This window comes from Pseudomonas xanthosomatis, assembly GCF_019139835.1.
Taxonomy (GTDB): domain Bacteria; phylum Pseudomonadota; class Gammaproteobacteria; order Pseudomonadales; family Pseudomonadaceae; genus Aquipseudomonas; species Aquipseudomonas fakonensis.
The window spans coordinates 2507197-2528538 of sequence record NZ_CP077075.1; the positions used below are offsets into that span (position 1 = coordinate 2507197).

Annotated in this window: 20 protein-coding genes and 7 tRNA genes; 23 read left to right on the forward strand and 4 right to left on the reverse strand. The window is 63.4% G+C overall.

Going from position 1 to position 21342, the window contains the following annotated elements; genetic code table 11:
• Positions 1 to 24: 24 nt before the first annotated feature.
• The 12 genes from acpP to KSS93_RS11205 all read left to right on the forward strand — a co-directional run bounded on the left by acpP (position 25) and on the right by KSS93_RS11205 (position 10172).
• Entirely contained in the window at positions 25 to 261 is a 237-nt protein-coding gene (gene acpP, locus KSS93_RS11150) for an acyl carrier protein (RefSeq protein WP_009685065.1), read from the forward strand.
• Between the two features lie 153 nt (positions 262 to 414).
• Entirely contained in the window at positions 415 to 1659 is a 1245-nt protein-coding gene (fabF, locus tag KSS93_RS11155; protein ID WP_217888319.1) for a beta-ketoacyl-ACP synthase II, read from the forward strand.
• Complete coding sequence (gene pabC / locus KSS93_RS11160; protein ID WP_217888320.1) at positions 1659 to 2474, forward strand: aminodeoxychorismate lyase; 816 nt, start codon at positions 1659 to 1661, stop codon at positions 2472 to 2474. Before fabF ends, pabC begins: the two co-directional genes overlap by 1 nt.
• A 4-nt stretch (positions 2475 to 2478) precedes the next feature.
• Positions 2479 to 3609 (forward strand): endolytic transglycosylase MltG, encoded by a 1131-nt coding sequence (gene mltG, locus KSS93_RS11165; protein ID WP_217888321.1) that lies wholly within the window; start codon positions 2479 to 2481, stop codon positions 3607 to 3609.
• A 9-nt stretch (positions 3610 to 3618) separates the two neighbouring features.
• A complete protein-coding gene (gene tmk / locus KSS93_RS11170) occupies positions 3619 to 4251 on the forward strand; it encodes a dTMP kinase (RefSeq protein ID WP_217888322.1) in 633 nt (210 codons plus the stop codon).
• Entirely contained in the window at positions 4244 to 5230 is a 987-nt protein-coding gene (locus KSS93_RS11175) for a DNA polymerase III subunit delta' (protein WP_217888323.1), read from the forward strand. The genes tmk and KSS93_RS11175 overlap by 8 nt, the downstream gene beginning before the upstream one ends.
• Positions 5231 to 5263: 33 nt before the next feature.
• On the forward strand, positions 5264 to 6046 hold the full coding sequence (locus KSS93_RS11180) for a TatD family hydrolase (protein WP_217888324.1): 783 nt from the start codon (positions 5264 to 5266) through the stop codon (positions 6044 to 6046).
• Positions 6047 to 6612: 566 nt separating this feature from the next.
• Positions 6613 to 7248, forward strand: coding sequence for a TetR/AcrR family transcriptional regulator (locus KSS93_RS11185; protein ID WP_217888325.1), 636 nt, complete (start codon positions 6613 to 6615; stop codon positions 7246 to 7248).
• Between the two features lie 129 nt (positions 7249 to 7377).
• A complete protein-coding gene (locus KSS93_RS11190; RefSeq protein ID WP_217888326.1) occupies positions 7378 to 8346 on the forward strand; it encodes a GTP 3',8-cyclase MoaA in 969 nt (322 codons plus the stop codon).
• A gap of 67 nt (positions 8347 to 8413) precedes the next feature.
• A complete protein-coding gene (locus tag KSS93_RS11195) occupies positions 8414 to 9019 on the forward strand; it encodes a DUF4823 domain-containing protein (protein ID WP_217888327.1) in 606 nt (201 codons plus the stop codon).
• 11 nt (positions 9020 to 9030) lie between these two features.
• A complete protein-coding gene (locus tag KSS93_RS11200; protein WP_217888328.1) occupies positions 9031 to 9591 on the forward strand; it encodes a DUF1285 domain-containing protein in 561 nt (186 codons plus the stop codon).
• Between the two features lie 173 nt (positions 9592 to 9764).
• The gene (locus KSS93_RS11205) at positions 9765 to 10172 is read left to right on the forward strand and encodes a cupin domain-containing protein (RefSeq protein WP_217888329.1); all 408 of its coding nucleotides are present in this window, start codon (positions 9765 to 9767) and stop codon (positions 10170 to 10172) included.
• A 54-nt stretch (positions 10173 to 10226) separates the two neighbouring features.
• Here KSS93_RS11205 and KSS93_RS11210 read toward each other — a convergent pair.
• Together KSS93_RS11210 and KSS93_RS11215 are read right to left on the reverse strand one after the other, a co-directional pair.
• A tRNA-Asn gene (locus tag KSS93_RS11210) sits at positions 10227 to 10302 on the reverse strand.
• 62 nt (positions 10303 to 10364) lie between these two features.
• The gene (locus KSS93_RS11215) at positions 10365 to 11561 is read right to left on the reverse strand and encodes an amino acid aminotransferase (protein WP_217888330.1); all 1197 of its coding nucleotides are present in this window, start codon (positions 11559 to 11561) and stop codon (positions 10365 to 10367) included.
• Between the two features lie 290 nt (positions 11562 to 11851).
• On the opposite strand from KSS93_RS11215, the gene uvrB reads away from it, so the two are divergent.
• Entirely contained in the window at positions 11852 to 13867 is a 2016-nt protein-coding gene (uvrB, locus tag KSS93_RS11220; protein WP_217888331.1) for an excinuclease ABC subunit UvrB, read from the forward strand.
• A gap of 49 nt (positions 13868 to 13916) precedes the next feature.
• On the opposite strand, the gene KSS93_RS11225 is transcribed toward uvrB, so the two are convergent.
• Positions 13917 to 15467, reverse strand: coding sequence for an MDR family MFS transporter (locus KSS93_RS11225; RefSeq protein ID WP_496198606.1), 1551 nt, complete (start codon positions 15465 to 15467; stop codon positions 13917 to 13919).
• On the reverse strand, positions 15457 to 16506 hold the full coding sequence (locus KSS93_RS11230; protein ID WP_217888332.1) for an HlyD family secretion protein: 1050 nt from the start codon (positions 16504 to 16506) through the stop codon (positions 15457 to 15459). The genes KSS93_RS11225 and KSS93_RS11230 overlap by 11 nt, the downstream gene beginning before the upstream one ends.
• A gap of 142 nt (positions 16507 to 16648) precedes the next feature.
• Here KSS93_RS11230 and gltX point away from each other — a divergent pair, with 142 nt between their 5' ends.
• The 10 genes from gltX to KSS93_RS11280 all read left to right on the forward strand — a co-directional run bounded on the left by gltX (position 16649) and on the right by KSS93_RS11280 (position 21307).
• Positions 16649 to 18130: a glutamate--tRNA ligase gene (gene gltX / locus KSS93_RS11235; RefSeq protein ID WP_217888333.1), complete on the forward strand. Its 1482-nt coding sequence runs from the start codon at positions 16649 to 16651 to the stop codon at positions 18128 to 18130.
• Positions 18131 to 18453: 323 nt separating this feature from the next.
• Positions 18454 to 18529, forward strand: a tRNA-Ala gene (locus tag KSS93_RS11240).
• A gap of 72 nt (positions 18530 to 18601) precedes the next feature.
• Positions 18602 to 18677 (forward strand) — tRNA-Glu (locus KSS93_RS11245).
• A gap of 53 nt (positions 18678 to 18730) precedes the next feature.
• Positions 18731 to 18806, forward strand: a tRNA-Ala gene (locus tag KSS93_RS11250).
• Positions 18807 to 18848: 42 nt separating this feature from the next.
• Positions 18849 to 18924, forward strand: a tRNA-Glu gene (locus KSS93_RS11255).
• A 66-nt stretch (positions 18925 to 18990) separates the two neighbouring features.
• Positions 18991 to 19066: transfer RNA gene (locus KSS93_RS11260), tRNA-Ala, on the forward strand.
• A gap of 42 nt (positions 19067 to 19108) precedes the next feature.
• Positions 19109 to 19184: transfer RNA gene (locus KSS93_RS11265), tRNA-Glu, on the forward strand.
• A gap of 169 nt (positions 19185 to 19353) precedes the next feature.
• Entirely contained in the window at positions 19354 to 19893 is a 540-nt protein-coding gene (locus KSS93_RS11270) for a TetR/AcrR family transcriptional regulator (protein ID WP_217888334.1), read from the forward strand.
• Positions 19894 to 19908: 15 nt separating this feature from the next.
• Entirely contained in the window at positions 19909 to 20742 is an 834-nt protein-coding gene (locus KSS93_RS11275; protein ID WP_217888335.1) for an alpha/beta fold hydrolase, read from the forward strand.
• 127 nt (positions 20743 to 20869) lie between these two features.
• Positions 20870 to 21307, forward strand: a complete 438-nt coding sequence (locus KSS93_RS11280) for an acyl-CoA thioesterase (RefSeq protein WP_217888336.1) — start codon at positions 20870 to 20872, stop codon at positions 21305 to 21307.
• The last annotated feature ends 35 nt before the right edge of the window (positions 21308 to 21342 follow it).

Here is a 21342-nt window from a genome sequence, read left to right on the forward strand (position 1 = left end):
GTCCATTAGGAGTGAAAACTAGGTATGAGCACCATCGAAGAACGCGTCAAGAAAATCGTCGCCGAGCAACTGGGCGTCAAGGAAGAAGAAGTGACTGCTGAGAAGTCCTTCGTCGACGACCTGGGTGCCGATTCGCTTGACACCGTTGAGCTGGTGATGGCTCTGGAAGAGGAATTCGAGACCGAAATCCCTGACGAAGAAGCCGAGAAGATCACTACCGTTCAAGCTGCCATCGACTACGTCAAAAACCACCAGGCTTAAGACGTTTCAGTCGACGCTTCTTGTCGGGGAAAACCGCACTGCCTTTGCCGGCGTGCGGTTTTTTCTTTGCAAGGACCGGGGTTTGCTGCCATTCCATTCGCCATGGCAAGTGCACTGGCAAGAAACTCTGTTATCAGGAAAGAGGAGAGTACTGTGTCGCGTAGACGCGTCGTGGTCACCGGTATGGGTATGCTGTCGCCACTGGGTACCGATGTGCCCAGCACCTGGCAGGGCATTCTGGCTGGCCGCAGTGGCATTGGGCCTATCGAGCATACGGACCTGTCTGCCTACTCCACCCGTTTTGGCGGCTCGGTGAAAGGCTTCGAGGTCGGGCAGTATCTCGACCAGAAAGAGGCCCGCAAGCTGGACCTGTTCATTCAGTACGGCCTGGCGGCCGGTTTTCAGGCGGTGCGCAACGCCGGCCTGGAAGTCACCGACGCCAACCGTGAGCGCATTGGCGTTGCCATGGGCTCGGGCATCGGCGGCCTGACCAACATCGAAGAAACCAGCAAGATCCTGCACGAGAAGGGGCCGCGCCGTATTTCGCCGTTCTTCGTGCCGGGTTCGATCATCAACATGATCTCCGGTTTCCTGTCGATCCACCTGGGCGTGCAGGGGCCGAACTATGCCATTGCCACCGCCTGTACCACCGGCACCCACTGCATCGGCATGGCCGCGCGCAACATCGCCTACGGTGAAGCCGACGTGATGATCGCCGGCGGCGCCGAAATGGCCGCCTGCGGCCTCGGTATGGGCGGCTTTGGTGCCTCGCGCGCGCTTTCCACCCGCAACGACGAGCCGAGCCGGGCCAGCCGTCCGTGGGATAAAGGCCGCGATGGTTTTGTGCTGTCCGACGGTGCCGGTGCGCTGGTGCTCGAAGAGCTCGAGCATGCCCAGGCCCGTGGCGCGACCATCTATGCCGAGCTGGTCGGTTTTGGCATGAGCGGTGACGCCTACCACATGACCTCGCCACCCGACACCGGTGAAGGCGCGGCCCGTTGCATGGCCAACGCCCTGCGCGATGCCGGCATTCAGCCTGACCAGGTCAACTACATCAACGCCCACGGCACCTCGACGCCAGCTGGCGATGTGGCCGAAGTAGCGGCGATCAAGCGGGTGTTCGGCGAGCATGCCTACAAGCTGGCGGTGAGCTCGACCAAGTCGATGACCGGCCACCTGCTGGGCGCTGCCGGTGCAGTAGAGGCGATCTTCAGCGTGCTGGCGATCAACAGTCAGATGGCGCCGCCGACCATCAACCTCGACGAGCCCGACGAAGGCTGCGACCTGGACTTCGTCGCGCATGAAGCCCGCAGCATGCCGATCGACGTGGTGCTGTCCAACTCCTTCGGCTTTGGCGGAACCAACGGTTCGCTGGTGTTCCGCCGGTTCGCTGGCTGATGCACAGTTGGGTCGATGGCCAGCCGGCCTCTGCACTCAACCTGCAGAACCGCGGCCTGGCCTATGGCGATGGCCTGTTCGAGACCATCGCCGTGCGCGGCGGCAGGCCCAGCCTGCTGTCGCTGCACCTCGAACGCCTGGCGTTGGGTTGCCAGCGCTTGGGGCTCGAAGCCGACATCGCCCTGGTTGAGAGTGAGCTGCACCGCTACGCCAGCCGGCTGGGGGAGGGGGTCGCCAAGCTGATCCTCACCCGTGGCGACAGCCAGCGTGGCTACGCCCCGGCGGCCGGTGTGCCGGCCCGGCGCATTCTGCAGGGCAGTCCCTTGCCCGGTTATCCACAGGCAAATGCCGGAACCGGCATCCGCTTGTTCCCTTGCCAGACCCGTCTTGCCCAGCAACCACTGCTGGCCGGCCTCAAGCACCTCAACCGCCTGGAACAGGTACTGGCCCGCGCCGAATGGCAGGACAGCGCTTGCGCCGAAGGCCTGATGCGCGATACCGACGGCCGGCTGATCGAGGGCGTGTACAGCAACCTGTTCCTGGTGCGTGATGGCGTGCTGCTGACCGCCGACCTGAGCCGTTGCGGCGTGGCCGGGGTGATGCGCGCTGCGTTGCTGCAGCAGGCGCCGCTGCTGGGCATCGGCGTGCAGGTGCGCGACCTGATGCTCGAGGACTTGCAGCAGGCCGACGAAGTGTTCGTCTGCAACAGTGTCTATGGCATTTGGCCGGTGCGCGAATTCGGCGCGCTTGACTGGCCGGCGGGGCCGCTCACCCTTAAACTGCAGGCCGTTGCCCGTACGTTACTGGATACCTGAATTCGTGAGACGCAAATTCCTGCTGCTGCTGGAAATGGGTTTGATCCTGGCCGGCCTGGCACTGGGCTGGTCTGCCTGGAAGATCAACTCGGTCCTGGAGCAGCCTCTGCAAGTGGCGCAGGAGCGCCTGATCGAAGTGCCCAGCGGCACCACGCCCAACCGCATGTTCTACCGCATGCAGGGCGAAGGGCTGCTGGACGATGCCGTCTGGCTGCGCCTGTACTGGCGCTTCAACATGGCCGGCACCGCACTGCATACCGGCGAATACCGCCTGACCCCCGGCATGACCGTGGGCCAGTTGTTCGATGCCTGGCAGCGTGGCGATGTGGTGCAGTACAACCTTACCCTGGTCGAGGGCTGGAACTTCCGCCAGGTGCGCGCCGCCGTGGCCAAGCATGAGAAAATTCGCCACACCCTCGACGGCCTGTCCGACAGCGAAGTGATGGACAAGCTCGGCCACACCGGCGTGTTTCCCGAAGGCCGCTTCTTCCCTGATACCTACCGTTTCGTGCGGGGCATGAGCGATGTCGAGCTGTTGCAGCAGGCCTACATGCGCCTTGAAGAGGTGCTGGCCAAGGAATGGGCTGCGCGTAGCGAGGGCTTGCCCTACCGCGACCCGTACCAGGCGCTGATCATGGCCTCGCTGGTGGAGAAGGAAACCGGCATTCCCCAGGAGCGCGGGCAGATCGCCGGCGTATTCGTGCGCCGTCTGCGCCTGGGCATGATGCTGCAGACCGACCCCACCGTGATCTACGGCATGGGCGAGCGCTACAACGGCCGCATCACCCGCGCCGACCTGCGCGAGCCGACGCCTTACAACACCTACACCATGACCGGCCTGCCGCCCACGCCGATCGCCATGGTCGGCCGCGAGGCGATCCATGCTGCCCTCAACCCCAGCGACGGCTCGAGCCTGTACTTCGTCGCCCGCGGCGATGGCAGCCATGTGTTCTCCGACGACCTGGACGATCACAACAGCGCGGTGCGCGAGTTCCAGCTCAAGCGCCGGGCGGATTACCGTTCAAGCCCCGCGCCGCAGGTGCAGCCCGGGGCAGGGGAGGCGCCGGCCAACGAGCCGGCCCCAGCCAACGAAGCACCCGCACCGGCCGATACGCCGGCCACCGAACAACAGTAAGGAACGCCTGTGACCGGCTTGTTTATAACTCTCGAAGGCCCCGAAGGCGCGGGCAAGAGCACCAACCGCGAGTACCTGGCCGAGCGCCTGCGTGAACAGGGCGTCGATGTGGTCATGACCCGCGAGCCCGGCGGTACCCCGCTGGCCGAGCGCATTCGCGAATTGCTGCTGGCCCCCAGCGACGAAACCATGGCCGCCGATACCGAGCTGCTGCTGATGTTCGCCGCCCGTGCCCAGCACCTGGCCGAGGTGATCCGTCCGTCGCTGGCCCGTGGCGCGGTGGTGCTGTGTGACCGCTTCACCGATGCCACTTACGCCTACCAGGGTGGTGGCCGCGGGCTGTCGGGCGAGCGTATTGCAACGCTTGAATCCTTTGTCCAGGGCGCGCTGCGCCCGGACCTGACGCTGGTCTTCGACCTGCCGGTGGAGGTGGGCCTGGCCCGCGCTGCCGCCCGCGGCCGCCTGGACCGCTTCGAGCAGGAAGGCCAAGGCTTCTTCGAGGCCGTACGCCAGGCTTACCTGCAGCGCGCGGCGCAGCACCCGCAGCGTTACCGCCTGCTGGATGCCGCGCAGTCACTGGAGGCGGTACAGCGTTCGATCGACGCGCTGCTGCCGGGCATTCTGGAGCGCTGCCGTGGCTGAGGCCTACCCCTGGCAACAGGCGCTCTGGCAGCAACTGGCCGGGCGCAGTCAGCACGCTCACGCCTACCTGCTGCACGGCCCGCAGGGTATCGGCAAGCGTGCCCTGGCCGAGCGCCTGATGGCGCGGTTGTTGTGCCAGCAACCCCAAGGCCTCGACGCCTGTGGCCAGTGCAAGGGGTGCCTGCTGCTCAAGGCCGGCAGCCACCCGGACAACTTCATCCTCGAGCCTGAAGAAGCCGACAAGCCGATCAAGATCGACCAGGTGCGCGAGCTGGTCTCGTTCATCGTACAGACGGCCCAGCAGGGTGGCCGCAAGGTGGTGTTGATCGAGCCGGTGGAGGCAATGAACATCAACGCGTCCAACGCCTTGCTTAAAAGCCTCGAGGAGCCTTCGGGCGATACCGTGCTGTTGCTGGTCAGCCATCAGCCCAGCCGGTTGCTGCCGACTATCAAGAGCCGTTGCCAGCAAGTTGCCTGCCCGCAGCCCAGTGAAGCCCAGAGCCGCGCCTGGCTGGCCGGCGCATTGCCCGAGAGCAGTGACGAGGAACGCGAGGAGCTGTTGACCCTCGCGGCCGGCTCGCCGCTGATGGCGGTCAGCCTGCAGGCCCAGGGGGTGCGCGAACAGCGGGCGTTGGTGACCGAGGGAGTGAAGAAACTGCTCAAGCAGCAGCAATCGCCCAGCCAGTTGGCCGAGGCCTGGAAGGACGTGCCGTTGTTGCTGCTGTTCGACTGGTTCTGCGACTGGTCGTACCTGGTGCTGCGCTACCAGTTGACCCAGGATGAGGACGGGCTGGGCTTGGCCGACATGCGCAAGGTGCTGCAGTACCTGGCGCAAAAGAGCCGCCCGGCCAAGGTGCTGGAAATCCAGGCATGGGTCCTGGAGCAGCGCCAGAAGGTGCTGGGCAAGGCCAACCTCAACCGTGTATTGCTGCTCGAAGCCATGCTCGCCCATTGGGTGCAGTTGCCGGGGCAGCGCTGATTTTCACCGTTACTTCATGTGTGCCGTATTCCCATGCTCGTAGATTCCCATTGCCACCTCGACCGTCTTGACCTTACTGCCCACCAGGGCTCCCTCGATGCAGCCCTGCAGGCTGCCCGGGAGCGGGGCGTGGGGCATTTTCTGTGTATCGGTGTCAGCGCCGAGAACGCCGGTGCGGTCAAGGCGCTCAGTGAGCAGTACAGCGACGTGGACTGCTCGGTGGGGGTGCACCCGCTGGACCTGGCGCCTGGGGAAACCCCGGCGCTGGACTGGCTGCTGCGCGAGCTTGCGCACCCGCATGTGGTAGCCATCGGCGAAACCGGTCTGGACTATCACTACGAGCCTGAGGCTGCAGAGTTGCAGCAGGCGTCGTTCCGTTTGCATCTGGAGGCTTCGCGGCAGACCGGCAAACCGGTGATCGTGCATACCCGTGGAGCGCGGGCCGATACCTTGGCGCTGTTGCGTGAGGCCAGCTTGCCCCAGGCTGGTGTGCTGCATTGCTTTACCGAGGACTGGGAGATGGCCAGGGCGGCGCTGGACCTTGGCTATTACATCTCGCTTTCGGGCATCGTCACCTTCCGCAATGCCGACGCTTTGCGCGAGGTTGCCCGGCAGGTGCCGGTCGACCGGCTGCTGGTGGAGACGGACTCGCCTTACCTGGCGCCGATTCCGCATCGGGGGAAGCCGAACTTGCCGCAGTATGTGCGGGAGGTGGCGGAGTATGTGGCTTCGTTGCGTGGGGCCAGTTATGAGCAACTGGCTGAGCAGACGACGGCGAACTTCAAGCGGTTGTTCCCGTTGGCCCGGGTTGGGTGATTGGCATTTGGGTTGGTTGCTTGGTTGGTTGGTTTTGTTCTGGTTGGTTTTGAAAGTTGTATGCGCAGTCATTATTTGTAGTGACGCTTATTCACCTTTCCGCCCTCACGTAAGGGCGGAAAGGTGACGAAAAGCCGTCATCGTCAATGAATGCGCATACATCTACCAGAGCAACCACCATAAGCCCCGAACCCGAACCCCAGCCCAAAAAAAACCCGGGTTCTGGGGGGGGGGAATCCGGGTTAAGACCATTAGGAGTAAAACAAAGGTACGCGGTCCCTGGGCACCTTTATTGGCGCGCCACTTGGGGGGATGCGCCGCGCCAACACTTCAAGTATTGGCCACCTTTGGCACTCTGCCAGCCACGATTGGTCGTTTTTTAAACAGATTTGGAATACGCCAGCCGCCTGTTGGGCCTTCGTTGCATGGCAACAAGGCGGATTGGCCTTTTACCCCGCCAAGTCGGCCCGAAATCATCGTGAAACACAGACATGAGTGGAAGATCCGTGCAATTTGCCCCCACTTAGGCATAATAATCCGCTTCGATTGTCATCCCAGTCCTACCTATGCACAAAGAACCTCGTAAGGTCCGTGAGTTTCGCCGCCGCGAGCAAGAGATCCTCGACACCGCACTCAAACTGTTCCTTGAACAGGGCGAAGACAGTGTCACCGTCGAGATGATCGCCGACGCCGTCGGTATCGGCAAAGGCACGATCTACAAGCACTTCAAGTCCAAGGCCGAGATCTACCTGCGGCTGATGCTCGACTACGAGCGCGACCTGAATGAGCTGCTGCATTCGGCTGACGTCGACCGTGACAAGGAAGCACTGTCCCGCGCCTATTTCGAATTCCGCATGCGCGACCCGCAACGCTACCGGCTGTTCGACCGCCTTGAAGAGAAGGTGGTCAAGGGCAACCAGGTGCCGGAAATGGTCGAGCAACTGCACAGCATCCGCGCTTCCAACTTCGACCGCCTGACGCAACTGATCAAAGGCCGTATCAGCGAAGGCAAGCTCGAGGACGTGCCGCCGTACTTCCACTACTGCGCGGCCTGGGCGCTGGTGCATGGCGCGGTGGCGCTGTACCACTCGCCGTTCTGGAGCAATGTGCTGGAAGATCAGGAAGGCTTCTTCCAGTTCCTCATGGACATCGGCGTGCGTATGGGCAACAAGCGCAAGCGCGATCCGGAACCCACCAACTAAAGCGTCCGTCTGGGTGCTGGCCGGTTTTCGGCCGGCAGCGCTTCCCTGGTGCTTCGCCGGCAAGGCTTGCAAAAACCTGATTTTTAAGTCAGGTTTCGCACGCCAGAACCTTCCATGCCGGAGTCACCCATGATCGTCGATCGTCAAGGCAGGCGCTTTCGCAACCTGCGCGTCAGCCTGACGGCTGCCTGCAACTACGCCTGCACCTATTGCGTGCCCGATGGCAAGCGCCTGGTGGCGGCGCAGGACGAGCTGTCGGCGGACGCGCTGGTGCGCGGTGTGGCGTATCTGGTTGAAGCGGCCGGTATCGAGCGGCTGCGCATCACTGGCGGCGAGCCGCTGGTCAGCCCTCGCCTCGAAGGTTTTCTGGCTGGCGTCGCCAAACTTGGCCTGGATGACATCACCCTCACCACCAACGGGCAGTTGCTCGCGCGCAAGCTCCCGCTGCTGCAAAAGGCCGGCATCCGTCGCCTCAACGTTTCCCTCGACAGCCTCGACCCTCAGGCTTTCCGACGTATCGCCCGGGGCGGGGACCTGGCCGGCGTGCTGGACGGCATGGAGCAGGCGAGGGCGGCCGGCATGGCGATCAAGGTCAACATGGTGCCCATGCGCGGGCATAATCTCGACCAGGTCGTGCCGCTGCTCGACTACTGCCTGGAGCGCGGCTTCGAACTGCGCTTCATCGAGCTGATGCGCATGGGCCACCTGGCCCGCGACAACAACGCCTTCCTGCAGCAGTTCGTCAGCCTTGACCAATTGCTGGCACTGATCGGGCAAAACCATGCTTTTGAACAGGCGCAACGCCCGCTGGATGCCACCGCGCTGCGCTATCGCATCCCCGGCAAGGGGCACTTCGGGGTGATTGCCAACGAGAGCGTGCCGTTCTGCCGCGCCTGTTCACGCCTGCGCTTGTCCTCCACCGGCTGGTTACACGGCTGCCTGTCTTCGAGCAACCGTCATTTTGTCGCCGACCTGTTCGACAAGCCCCGCCACCAGGCGCTGCCGGCGCTGCAGCGGTTGCTGGTGAAGGCGCTGGCAGACAAGCAGGACGTGGCGTTTTCCGGCGATGTGATGGTGATGAAGGTGATCGGCGGCTGACTCTGGCGCAAAAGCTGCATCTGCGCGGCTATTCGCCGGTTTTTCGTCACCGGCCACTGGAGGAAAGATGCGTAGCCTGGTCTTGCTGCTGGCGCTGATGGCGCTGGGCGGCTGCATGAATGTCAGCGATATGGGCGAAGGCGTCCGTTACCACATGAGCGATGCGGGCCTGCTGGACCACAGCAACACCACCCGTACCCTGTCGGTGCGCCTGCAACCCGACTCGTTCATCTTCATCGGCCAGGGCGCCTTCATGCCGCCGGGCAAGGGCCCGCTGCCAAAGCAAAATGCCGTGGCCGAGGAAGCCTTCAAGAGCTTCGTCGAGTACTTCCCGCTGGTACGCCGCGCCCAGGGGCCGCTGGGCCTGGAGCAGGCTATCGCCGAAGCGCGTTCGGTGGGCGCTGACTATGTGCTGTACACCCGCTTTGCCCGCACCGACGACCGTATCGGCAATGGCGATGAGTGGTACGACGAGCAGGCCGTCGACCGCCTGGGTTGGGACAGTGGTGTGGTGCAGATGATGCTCATCGAAACCAGCACCCGTTACCTGATCGACACCGCCCGCATCAAGAGCCGTGGCGGTTTGTTGACGTTCCACGACAACACCCCGCAGGATTTGCTTGGCGCGCCCATGCGCGAGTACGCTCGTAGCCTTCTGGGCATGAGCCGCTGAGCGAGCACGCAATGACTGAAACCGGCAAGGCCAACGATCTTCTGGCGCAAATCCCCAAGGCCAAGGGGTTGCCCCCGGTACATCTGTGGAACCCGGACTTCTGCGGTGACATCGACATGCGCATTGCCCGGGACGGTACCTGGTACTACCTGGGCACGCCGATCGGGCGCAAGCCGATGGTGAAGTTGTTCTCCACCATCATTCGCCGCGATGGTGACGACTACTTCCTGATTACTCCGGTGGAAAAGGTCGGCATCAAGGTCGACGATGCGCCGTTCGTGGCGGTGTTGCTGGATGTGCTGGGGCAGGGCGAGCAGCAGGTGCTGCGCTTTACCAGCAATGTCGACGACCAGGTCGAGGCCGGCCCTGAGCACCCGCTGCGGGTACAGACCGACCCGGCCACCGGTGAGCCTGCGCCTTATATCCTCATGCGCAGCAACCTCGAGGCGCTGATTCACCGCAATGTGTTCTACCAACTGGTGGAGCTGGCCGTGCCGCGCGAGATCGACGGCGAGCAGTGGCTCGGGGTGTGGAGTCAGGGCGAGTTTTACCCGATCGGGCGCGATGCCTGACGCCTCGCAGCCATGCTCAAACTCCAGGGCCGGGGCGATCCCTGTGGGAAGCGAGTTGAGTCCTGGGGCAGGGGGCAGCTCCCCATCGGCCTCCTGCTTTTTCCCCGAATTGGCCATTTGTAACCCACGCCCCGGCGCTTAACCTGAAGCCATACCCGCTCAGGAGAATCGCCATGCGTCGCCTACATGTACTCGCTCTCGCCTTCTTGCTCGCACCCTTGACCCACGTCTGGGCCCACGGCGATGCCGCCGACCAGGTGCGCATCCTGCAAGAGCAGGCGCCCTCCAACGCCCCCGGCAAGAAGGCCGTGATGCTGACCGTCAGCTACGCCCCCGACCAGGCCTCGCCTGCCCACAAGCACCCCGGTGCGGTCATGGCCTACGTACTGGAAGGGGCGGTAACCTCCAAGCTCAACGACGAGCCGGAGCATACCTACAAGGCCGGCGAGTTCTGGTACGAGGCGCCCGGCACGGTCCACAGCATTTCGCGCAATGCCAGCAAGAGCGCCCCGGCCAAGTTGCTGGTATGGAGCCTGGTGGAGGAGGGCAAACCGGTCACCGAGCCCCTGGCCAAACCCTGAATCGCAGGCATTAAAAAACCTCCAGTGCTTGCGCAACTGGAGGTTTTCGGTGTTTGGCTCCGCGACCTGGACTCGAACCAGGGACCCAATGATTAACAGTCATTTGCTCTACCGACTGAGCTATCGCGGAATCTGCCGGTATCTTACTCAACGCTTGGGGGAAGTCAAGCTTCCCCCATTGCAATCAAGCAGTTACAGCACTTCTACGATGGCTTTGGTGACCACGTGGATGTTGCTCTGGTTCAGCGCAGCCACTGCAATACGGCCGGTGTCCAAGGCGTAGATGCCGAACTCGTTCTTCAGGCGGGCGACCTGTTCAACGGTCAGGCCCGAGTAGGAGAACATGCCCACCTGGCGGCCGACGAAGCTGAAGTCGCGGTTGGCGCCATACTCGGCTAGCAACTGGACCATCTGCTTGCGCATGCCGTGGATACGGGTGCGCATTTCGCCCAGCTCGGCTTCCCACATCTGGCGCAGCTCGTCGCTGTTCAGCACGCTGGCGACGATGGTCGCGCCGTGGGTTGGCGGGTTGGAGTAGGTGGTGCGGATGACGCGCTTGACCTGCGACAGCACGCGGCTGCTCTCGTCTTTCGAGCCGGTGACGATCGACAGCGCGCCGACGCGCTCGCCGTACAGCGAGAACGACTTGGAGAACGAGCTGGAAACGAAGAACTCCAGGCCCGACTCGGCGAACAGGCGCACGGCGAAGGCGTCTTCGGCGATGCCGTCGCCAAAGCCTTGGTAGGCCATGTCGAGGAACGGCACATGGCCCTTGGCCTTGACCACTTCCAGCACGTTTTTCCAGTCATCCAGGGTCAGGTCGACGCCGGTCGGGTTGTGGCAGCAGGCGTGCAGCACCACCACCGAGCCTGCAGGCAGGGCGTTGAGGTCTTCGAGCATGCCGGCGCGGTTGACGCCGTTGCTGGCTGCGTCGTAGTAGCGGTAGGTCTGCACCGGGAAGCCGGCGGACTCGAACAGTGCGCGGTGGTTTTCCCAGCTCGGGTCGCTGATGGCGACTACGGCGTTGGGCGAAAGGCGTTTGAGGAAGTCGGCACCGATCTTCAGTGCGCCGGTACCGCCGACAGCCTGAACGGTGACCACGCGGCCGGCGGCCAGCAGTGGTGATTCTGCGCCGAAGATCAGCTTTTGCACGGCCTGGTCGTACTGGGCGATACCGTCGATCGGCAGGTAGCCGCGCGAAGCGTGCTGGGCAGCGCGCTGGGTCTCGGCTTCGATCACGGCGCGCAGCAGCGGAATGCGGCCTTCCTCATTGCAGTAGACGCCTACGCCAAGGTTGACCTTGTCGGTACGTGGGTCGGCGTTGAATGCTTCGTTGAGGCCCAGGATGGGGTCGCGGGGTGCCAGCTCGACAGCGGAAAACAGGCTCATTGTTACCTTGGCTCTGAATAGGAGAGTGATAGGGGTTGCCACGCTCCAGCCGAATGCACTGAAGCGGTGCACAAACGGGGAGTCAGTATAGTGATACCGCCCGGTCACTGCGACAGTCTGGCGCAGCTTTTACCGCTGTTTGCGCAAATATTTTTCGACCATTGGTCGAATTGCCCGGTCCATTGCAATACCCGCTCACAGCCGGGGCTTGAAAGGCGCGCCCGGCGGGCGCATTTGGGTATAGACTACTGGCTAAATTTACAGTTGCTGCGGCACCCGCGAGGTTTGTCATGTCCGAGTTCCAGCTCGTCACCCGCTTCCAGCCGGCCGGCGATCAGCCCGAGGCCATCCGCCAGATGGTCGAAGGCATCGATGCCGGCCTTTCGCACCAGACGCTGCTCGGGGTGACAGGTTCGGGCAAGACCTTCAGCATCGCCAATGTCATCCAGCAGGTGCAGCGCCCGACCATGGTGCTGGCGCCCAACAAAACCCTGGCCGCGCAGTTGTACGGCGAGTTCAAGGCATTCTTCCCCAACAACGCCGTCGAGTACTTCGTCTCCTACTACGACTACTACCAGCCAGAAGCCTACGTGCCGTCGTCGGACACCTTCATCGAGAAGGACGCCTCGATCAACGACCATATCGAGCAGATGCGCCTGTCGGCGACCAAGGCGCTGCTGGAGCGGCGCGACGCGATCATCGTCACCACCGTGTCGTGCATCTACGGCCTGGGCAGCCCCGAGACTTATCTGAAAATGGTCCTGCACGTCGACCGCGGCGACAAGCTCGACCAGCGCGCCCTGCTGCGCCGGCTGGCCGACCTGCAGTACACCCGCAACGAGATGGACTTCGCACGCGCCACCTTCCGTGTGCGTGGCGATGTCATCGATATCTTCCCCGCCGAATCCGACCTTGAGGCCATCCGCATCGAGCTGTTCGACGACGAGGTGGAGAACATCGCCGCCTTCGACCCGCTCACCGGCGAAGTCATCCGCAAGTTGCCGCGCTTCACCTTCTACCCCAAGTCCCACTACGTCACCCCGCGGGAAACTCTGGTCGAGGCAGTGGAAGGCATCAAGGAAGAACTCAAGGACCGCCTGGAATACCTGCACAAGCACAACAAGCTGGTGGAGGCCCAGCGCCTGGAGCAGCGCACCCGTTTCGACCTGGAAATGATCCTGGAGCTTGGCTACTGCAACGGCATCGAGAACTACTCGCGCTACCTCTCCGGGCGCCCGGCCGGTGCGCCGCCGCCCACGCTGTACGACTACCTGCCGGCGGATGCGCTGCTGGTTATCGACGAGTCCCACGTCAGCGTGCCGCAGGTGGGGGCCATGTACAAAGGTGACCGCTCGCGCAAGGAAACCCTGGTGGAATACGGCTTCCGCCTGCCGTCGGCACTGGACAACCGGCCCATGCGTTTCGATGAGTGGGAGTCGGTCAGCCCGCAGACCATCTTTGTCTCCGCCACCCCAGGCCCTTACGAGAGCGAACATGCCGGCCGCGTGGTCGAGCAGGTGGTGCGCCCCACCGGCCTGGTCGACCCGCAGGTGGAGGTGCGCCCGGCGCTCACCCAGGTGGACGACCTGCTGTCGGAAATCGGCAAGCGCGTGGCCATGGGTGAGCGGGTGCTGGCCACCACGCTGACCAAACGCATGGCCGAGGACCTCACCGATTACCTGGCCGACCACGACGTGCGCGTGCGCTACCTGCACTCGGACATCGACACCGTCGAGCGGGTAGAGATCATCCGCGACCTGCGCCTGGGCACCTTCGACGTGCTGGTGGGCATCAACCTGCTGCGCGAGGGCCTGGACATGCCCGAGGTGTCGCTGGTGGCCATTCTCGACGCCGACAAAGAGGGTTTCCTGCGCTCCGAGCGCTCGCTGATCCAGACCATCGGCCGCGCCGCGCGCAACCTCAACGGCAAGGCGATTCTGTACGCCGACAACATCACCGGCTCCATGCAGCGGGCCATCGACGAGACCGAACGCCGGCGTGACAAGCAGGTGGCGTTCAACCAGGCCAACGGCATTGTGCCCAAGGGCGTGGTCAAGGACATCACCGACATCATGGAAGGCGCCACCGTGCCCGGTGCGCGCAGCAAGAAGCGCAAGGGCCAGGCCAAGGCCGCCGAGGACGCGGCGCGTGCGGAGGCCGAGCTGCAAACCCCGGGCGACATCACCAAGCGCATCAAGCAGCTGGAAGACAAGATGTTCCAGTTCGCCCGCGACCTGGAGTTCGAGGCCGCCGCGCAGTTGCGCGACGAAATAGGCAAGCTGCGCGAGCGGCTGATTGCCAGCTAAGGTGTGACGCTACCCCTGTAGGAGCCGGCAAGCCGGCTCCTACAAAGGCTCAATGGGCCTCGCCTGCCTTCAACCCCTGGGGCAACTTGCGGGTCAGCAATACCGCCACCATGCTCACCGCAAGGCCAATACCGACGAAGTGGAACGCATCGTTGTAGGCCATGATCATCGCCTGCTGGTGGGTGATTTCGCTCAGCTTGCCCAGCGCCGCGCTGTCGCTGCCCAGGCGCTCGCTCAATTGCGCAAGGCGTTCGGCCACTTGCGGGTTGGCTGGCACTACAGCTTCACGCAAATAGTCGAAATACACCTTGCCCCGGGCATCCAGCAGCGTCGCCAGCAGGGCGATGCCGATGGCGCCGCCGAGGTTGCGCAGAATGTTGAACAGGCTCGACGCGGAGCCGGCGTCTTGCGGCTGGATGTACGCCGTGGCGATCAGCGAAATGGTCACCATGATCATCGGCTGGCCAAGGGCGCGGATGATCTGGATCTGGTTGAACTGCGGGCCGGCGAAATCCGGGTTGAGCACCCCCGAGCTGAAGCTGGCCACACCGAACAGGCAAAAGCCCAGGGCGCAAAGCAGCTTTGGTGAGATCACCTTCATCAACTGTGGCACCAGCGGTATCAGAAACAGCTGCGGGATGCCCATCCACATGATCACCTCGCCGATCTGCAGGGCGTTGTAGCCCTGGATCTGCGCCAGGTACAGCGGCAACAGGTAGATGGAGCCGTACAAGCCTACGCCCATGCCCAGGCTGGCGATGCTCGACAACCCGAAGTTGCGGTTGCCAAGAATGCGCAGGTTGATCAGCGGGTTGGTCCGCGACAATTGCAAGATCACGAACAGAATCAGGCTCAGCAGGGCGACACTGCCCAGGCTTACGATCAGGCTCGATTCCAGCCAGTCCTTGCGGTGGCCTTCTTCAAGAAACACCTGCAGGCAGCCCAGCCCCAGCCCCAGGGTGACGATGCCGGCGTAGTCGGTGCTTTTCAGCAGCTCCCAGTGGGCTTCTTTCTTTTCCAGCCCGTATAGCAGGCCTGCGATCATCACCAGCCCCGGCGGGATGTTGATATAGAAGATGTATTCCCACCCCCAGTTTTCGGTCAGCCAGCCGCCCAGCGTGGGGCCGATGGAGGGGGCGAAGGTGGCCGTCATGGCGAACATCGCCATGCCCTTGGCGCGGTGGTGCTCGGGCAGTTTGATCAGGGTAAGGGTAAAGGCCAGCGGGATCAGCGCGCCGCCGGTGAAGCCCTGCAGGGCGCGGAACACGATCATGCTCTCGAGGTTCCAGGCCATCGAGCACAGCAAGGATGACGCCAGAAAGCCCAGCGACACCCACACCGCCAGGCGCCGCGCCGACAGCAACTGCACCAGCCAGGCGGTGAGCGGGATCATGATGATCTCCGCTACCAGATAGGAGGTGGAAATCCACGAGCCTTCTTCCAGCGTAGCTGACAGCGCGCCCTGGATATCCTTGAGCGAGGAGTTGGTGATCTGGATGTCCAGCACCGCCATGAACGCGCCGAGCATCACGCTCATCACCGCGATCCAGTCGCGCCGAGTCGGCTCGGCGCTGGGGCGCAGCAACTGGTCACCGGCCATCGTTGCCCTCGTCGCGCAGGTCGACGGTGGCGGTGACCGACATGCCCGGGCGAATGCGGCCATGCAGCGGGTTGTTGGCGGCGAAGGTCAGCTTCACCGGGATGCGCTGCACCACCTTGGTGAAGTTGCCGGTGGCGTTGTCCGGCGGCAGCAGGCTGAACTGCGCGCCGGAGGCTGCGAACAGGCTTTCGACGCGGCCTTCGATGGGGCTGTCGGGGTAGCTGTCGAACACCAGCTCGGCGCGTTGTCCGGGGTGCATCTTGCCGATCTGGGTTTCCTTGAAGTTGGCCTGTACCCAGATGTCTTCGTCGGGCACGACCGACAGCAGGTAGGCGCCGGCTTGCACCACCTGGCCATTGCGCGCACTGCGCTGGCCGATGGTGCCGCTGATGGGGGCGCGGATCTCGCAGCGGGTCAGGTTGAGCTCGGCCTGGGCCAGGTCGGCGCGGGCATTGGCGATCTGTGCATCCAGGCGCTTGAGCTCGGCGCTCAGGGCATCGACTTGCTGGCGCTGGCCCTTGAGGTCGGCCTGGGCTTTGTCTACCTGCGAGCGGGCGACATGGCTTTCTGCCGAGAGGGTAGTGACCCGCTCTTCGGAAACGAAGCCTGGCTTGCGCAGCGCCTGGGCGCGGTTCAGGTCCAACTGCGAGCGGTCCAGGGTGGCCTGGTTGGCCGCCACCTGGGCCTGGCCTGCGGCAATCAGGCTGCCTTGCTGGGTGAGGCGGCTTTGCGCTTGCACCAGTTCCGCTTCACGGGTGGCCAGTGCGGCGCGGGCGCGGGCCACGGCCAGCTCGAAGTCGGCCACCTCCAGGCGCACCAGCAGATCGCCCATGTTCACGTGCTGGTTGTCCTCCACCTGCACCGAGTCGATGCGCGCCCCCAGCTGGCTTGAGATGCGGGTGATCTCGCCCTGCACATAGGCGTTGTCGGTGCTCTCGAAGAAACGCCCCTTGAAATACCAGTGGGCCAGGAAGGCGAGGCCGACCAGGGCAACCAGGGAGATGAAGACCAGCAGGCGACGTTTGAGTTGGGCAGGCATGGGGACTATGGTTCCAGAAATGTAAGCAAATTTAACAGCGACCGGCGGTCACGTCACAAGTGGCAATAGCGCCATAGCTGGAGCCCGGTGCCTGCTCCCTGCTAACATCCCGCCTTTGTTTCAATCTTCGTTCGAGACCCCCATGACCACCGTTCGCACGCGTATCGCGCCATCGCCCACCGGCGACCCCCATGTCGGCACCGCCTACATCGCCCTGTTCAACTACTGCTTTGCAAAGCAGCACGGCGGTGAGTTCATCCTGCGTATCGAAGACACCGACCAGTTGCGCTCCACCCGCGAGTCGGAACAGCAGATCTTCGACGCCCTGCGCTGGCTGGGTATCGAGTGGAATGAGGGCCCGGACGTCGGCGGCCCGCACGGCCCGTACCGGCAGAGCGAGCGTGGCGAGATCTACGCCAAATACGCCAAGGAGCTGGTCGATGCCGGCCACGCGTTCTATTGCTTCTGCACCGCCGAAGAGCTGGAGCAGATGCGCGCCGAGCAGATGGCCCGCGGCGAAACCCCGCGCTACGACGGCCGCGCGCTGCTGCTGAGCGATGAAGAAGTACAGCGCCGCCTGGCCGCCGGCGAGCAGCACGTGATCCGCATGAAGGTGCCGAGCGAAGGCATCTGCGTGGTGCCGGACATGCTGCGTGGCGATGTCGAGATCCCGTGGGACCGCATGGACATGCAGGTGCTGATGAAGAACGACGGCCTGCCGACCTACTTCCTGGCCAACGTGGTCGACGACCACCTGATGGGCATAACCCACGTGCTGCGCGGCGAAGAGTGGCTGCCGTCGGCACCCAAGCTGATCAAGCTGTACGAGTACTTCGGCTGGGAGCAGCCCAAGCTGTGCTACATGCCGCTGCTGCGCAACCCCGACAAGTCCAAGCTGTCCAAGCGCAAGAACCCGACCTCGGTGACCTTCTATGAGCGCATGGGCTTCATGCCCGAGGCGATGCTCAACTATCTGGGCCGCATGGGCTGGTCGATGCCCGACGAGCGCGAGAAGTTCTCCCTTGCCGAAATGGTCGAGCACTTCGACCTGTCGCGCATCTCCCTGGGCGGGCCGATCTTCGACATCGAGAAGCTCAGCTGGCTGAACGGCCAGTGGCTGCGTGAACTGCCGGTTGAAGAATTTGCCGCGCGGGTGCAGAAGTGGGCGTTCAACAGCCAGTACATGATGCAGATTGCCCCGCATGTTCAGGGCCGGGTCGAGACCTTCAGCCAGATCGCCCCGCTGGGCGGGTTCTTCTTCGAAGGCGGGTTGAAGCTGGACGCCAAGCTGTTCGAAAGCAAGAAGCTGTCGGCCGACCAGGTGCGTCAAGTAGTGCAGTTGATCCTGTGGAAGCTCGAGAGCCTGCGCCAGTGGGAGAAAGAGCGCATCACCGGCTGCATCCAGGCGGTGGTCGAAGCGTTGGAGCTCAAGCTGCGTGACGCTATGCCGCTGATGTTCGCCGCCATCACCGGGCAAGCCAGCTCGGTGTCGGTGCTCGATGCCATGGAAATCCTCGGCCCGGACCTGACCCGCTACCGCCTGCGCCAGGCCCTGGACCTGCTGGGCGGCGTGTCGAAGAAAGAAAACAAGGAATGGGAAAAGCTGCTGGCGAACATTGCCTGAGCCAACTGTTGCTGCCTCTGTAGGAGCGGCCTTGTGTCGCGAAAGGACCGCAACGCGGTCCCACAATCTGTGCGTTGACGCAGAATCGGCGGGGCCGCTTTGCGGCCCTTTCGCGACACAAGGCCGCTCCTACAAGGGCGCAGTGTTCCGAGTCAGCAGGGCAGGGCGGTAAGTGATTGTTATCTGTGAAAAAAATTTTGAATAATTTCAAAAATTAGTTTGACAGCCCTGCAATCGGATCTTAATATGCGCCCCGTCCACAGCGATGAACGAAAACGAAACGCCAGGCACCCAGCCAGCGCTTCGGTTCAAAGCGACATTGTGGGGCTATAGCTCAGCTGGGAGAGCGCCTGCATGGCATGCAGGAGGTCAGCGGTTCGATCCCGCTTAGCTCCACCAAATTCCGTTTGGCAATCAAGGTTGCCGAGCAAGACCGGGTCCAGCAACCGGGTCTTGAAGGTAAGAAGGTTCGTCCCCTTCGTCTAGTGGCCTAGGACACCGCCCTTTCACGGCGGTAACAGGGGTTCGAGTCCCCTAGGGGACGCCAGTTTTGCACAAGCGATGTTTCAAAGCGTCGCTGGGCCGAGAGGCTAGAAATCCGGGGCTATAGCTCAGCTGGGAGAGCGCCTGCATGGCATGCAGGAGGTCAGCGGTTCGATCCCGCTTAGCTCCACCAATTTTGCCGCGTTTCATTCAGGTGAAACGGCACGAAGGTTACGTCCCCTTCGTCTAGTGGCCTAGGACACCGCCCTTTCACGGCGGTAACAGGGGTTCGAGTCCCCTAGGGGACGCCACTTTTACCCGCGTTTTGCGGGAGTTAAAAGGCTCATCATCAGATCGGTGAGCCTTTTGTTTTACTCGGGGCTATAGCTCAGCTGGGAGAGCGCCTGCATGGCATGCAGGAGGTCAGCGGTTCGATCCCGCTTAGCTCCACCAATTCGCCACGGCTCGTCAAAATGAACCGGCACGAAGGTTTACGTCCCCTTCGTCTAGTGGCCTAGGACACCGCCCTTTCACGGCGGTAACAGGGGTTCGAGTCCCCTAGGGGACGCCATTTTTTACCCGCGTTTTGCGGGACTTATAAGGCTCATTCGCATATTGAATGGGCCTTTTGTTTTTTCTGCTCCCTGAAAATCTGCCTGCCGATCAGCGGCCGCAAATTCTGCTTGCGATAAAATATTACAGGCATAATATGTCGATCATAATATTTTGAGGCGGCTGCCATGACCGACAAGAAGGCCAAGACCCGCGAACGCATCCTCGATGCCGCGCGCAGTGCGTTGATCCAGCAGGGGCCGGCCGAGCCCAGCGTCAGCCAGGTGATGGGTGCTGCGGGGCTGACGGTAGGGGGCTTCTACGCCCACTTCGACAGCAAGGACGAGCTGATGCTCGAGGCCTTCAGCCAGCTCCTCGCCGAGCGCCGCGCCCTGCTGGCCAGTGTCGACCCAAGCCTCGACGGTGCCGGCCGCCGGGCCCTGGTGGCGGCGTTTTACTTGTCGCGCAAGCATCGCGACGCCGAAGTGCAGGCCTGCCCCATCCCCAACGCCCTCAGCGAAATGCAGCGCCTGCCGGAGAGCTTTCGCCAGATGCTGATCGAGCACATCGAGCTGATGACCGCACAAATGGTCGATCGCCCCGAAGACATCGACAAGGCCCTGGCCGACTTCGCCCTGATGGTCGGCGGCCTGGCCGTGGCTCGCGCCCTGGGCGACGGCGAGCTGTCCGACCGCATCCTGCGCGCCGCCAAGTCGGCGATTATCTGACCCTGGAGCACGGCAATGACTACCCTGAGCTGGATTCGGAGTGTCAACGGCACCCTCGGCCACCTGGCCCCCGAACATGTCGCCGGCCGAATGCGCCGCGCCTTCATGACCCCGCGCAACCTGCCGCCCAGGCAGTGGGAGCTGCCACTGCTGGCCAGGGCCGAGCGCATCACCTTGCGCTTTGGCCTGTCGGCGTTGCGTTGGGGGCAGGGGCCGACGGTGCTGTTGATGCATGGTTGGGAAGGGCGGCCGACCCAGTTCGCGGCATTGATCGAAACCCTGGTTGCTGCCGGGCACACAGTGGTGTCGTTGGAAGGCCCGGCCCATGGTCGTTCGCCAGGCAACCAGGCGAATGTGGTGCTGTTCGCCCGGGCCCTGCTGGAAGCGGCGGCCGAACTGCCGCCGTTGCGCGCGGTGATCGGTCACTCCATGGGTGGTGCCAGCGTGCTGCTGGCCTTGCAGTGGGGGTTGCGCGCGGAGGCAGCGGTAAGCATTGCCGCGCCGGCTCGGTTGCTGGGCGTGCTGCGTGGTTTTGCCCGGCACCTGGGTTTGCCGGCGCGGGCCAGGGCGGCGTTCATTCGCCAGGTCGAGCAGGATGTGGGCATGCAGGTGGCGCGCCTGGATGTCAGCGGCTACCAGCTCGACCTGCCGGGCCTGGTGGTGCACGCCAGTGATGACGCCTTGGTGCCGGCCAGTGAATCGCAGGTCATTCACAAAGCTTGGTTCGACAGCCGCCTGATGCTGCTGGAAGAGGGTGGCCACCAGCGCGTGCTGGCCGACCCGCGCCTGGGTGAGGCGGTGCTGGAATTGCTGGCGCGCACTACGCAGAACGCCCTGCAGACAGCCTGAGCCGTTACACAGCCCCTGCAGGAGCCGGCAAGCCGGCTCCTGCAGGGTTTGCGTCTTGGCTGGCACAAGCACTGGACATCCCCACCCCATGCCCGGCTAAATCGCAGTTTCTTTCAAGGAGCCGCTCATGACCTGGGATCTGGCAGCAGCACCCTTCATCATCGACCTGCGCGTCGGCAGCGAAGACATCGACGGCCTCGGCCATGCCAACAACGCGGTCTACGTCACTTGGCTCGAGCGCTGCGCCTGGCGCCACTCCCAGCGCCTGGGCCTGGACCTGGCCGAATATCGCCGGCTGGACCGCGCCATGGCCGTAGTGCGCCACGAAATCGACTACCTCGCCGCCGGCTACGAAAACGACGAGTTGCAATTGGCCACCTGGATCGTCGACTGGGACCTGCGCCTGCGCATGACCCGGCGCTTCCAGCTCAAACGCCCGAGCGATGGCGTCACCCTGCTGCGCGCACAAACCACGTTCGCCTGCATCGAGCTGTCCACTGGCAAGCCGCGGCGCATGCCCGCCGAGTTTCTCGATGGCTACGGTCCGGCGCTGATCGGCAGCTGAAAGACGGCGGTTTTTTGCTAGACTGCCGCCTTTTT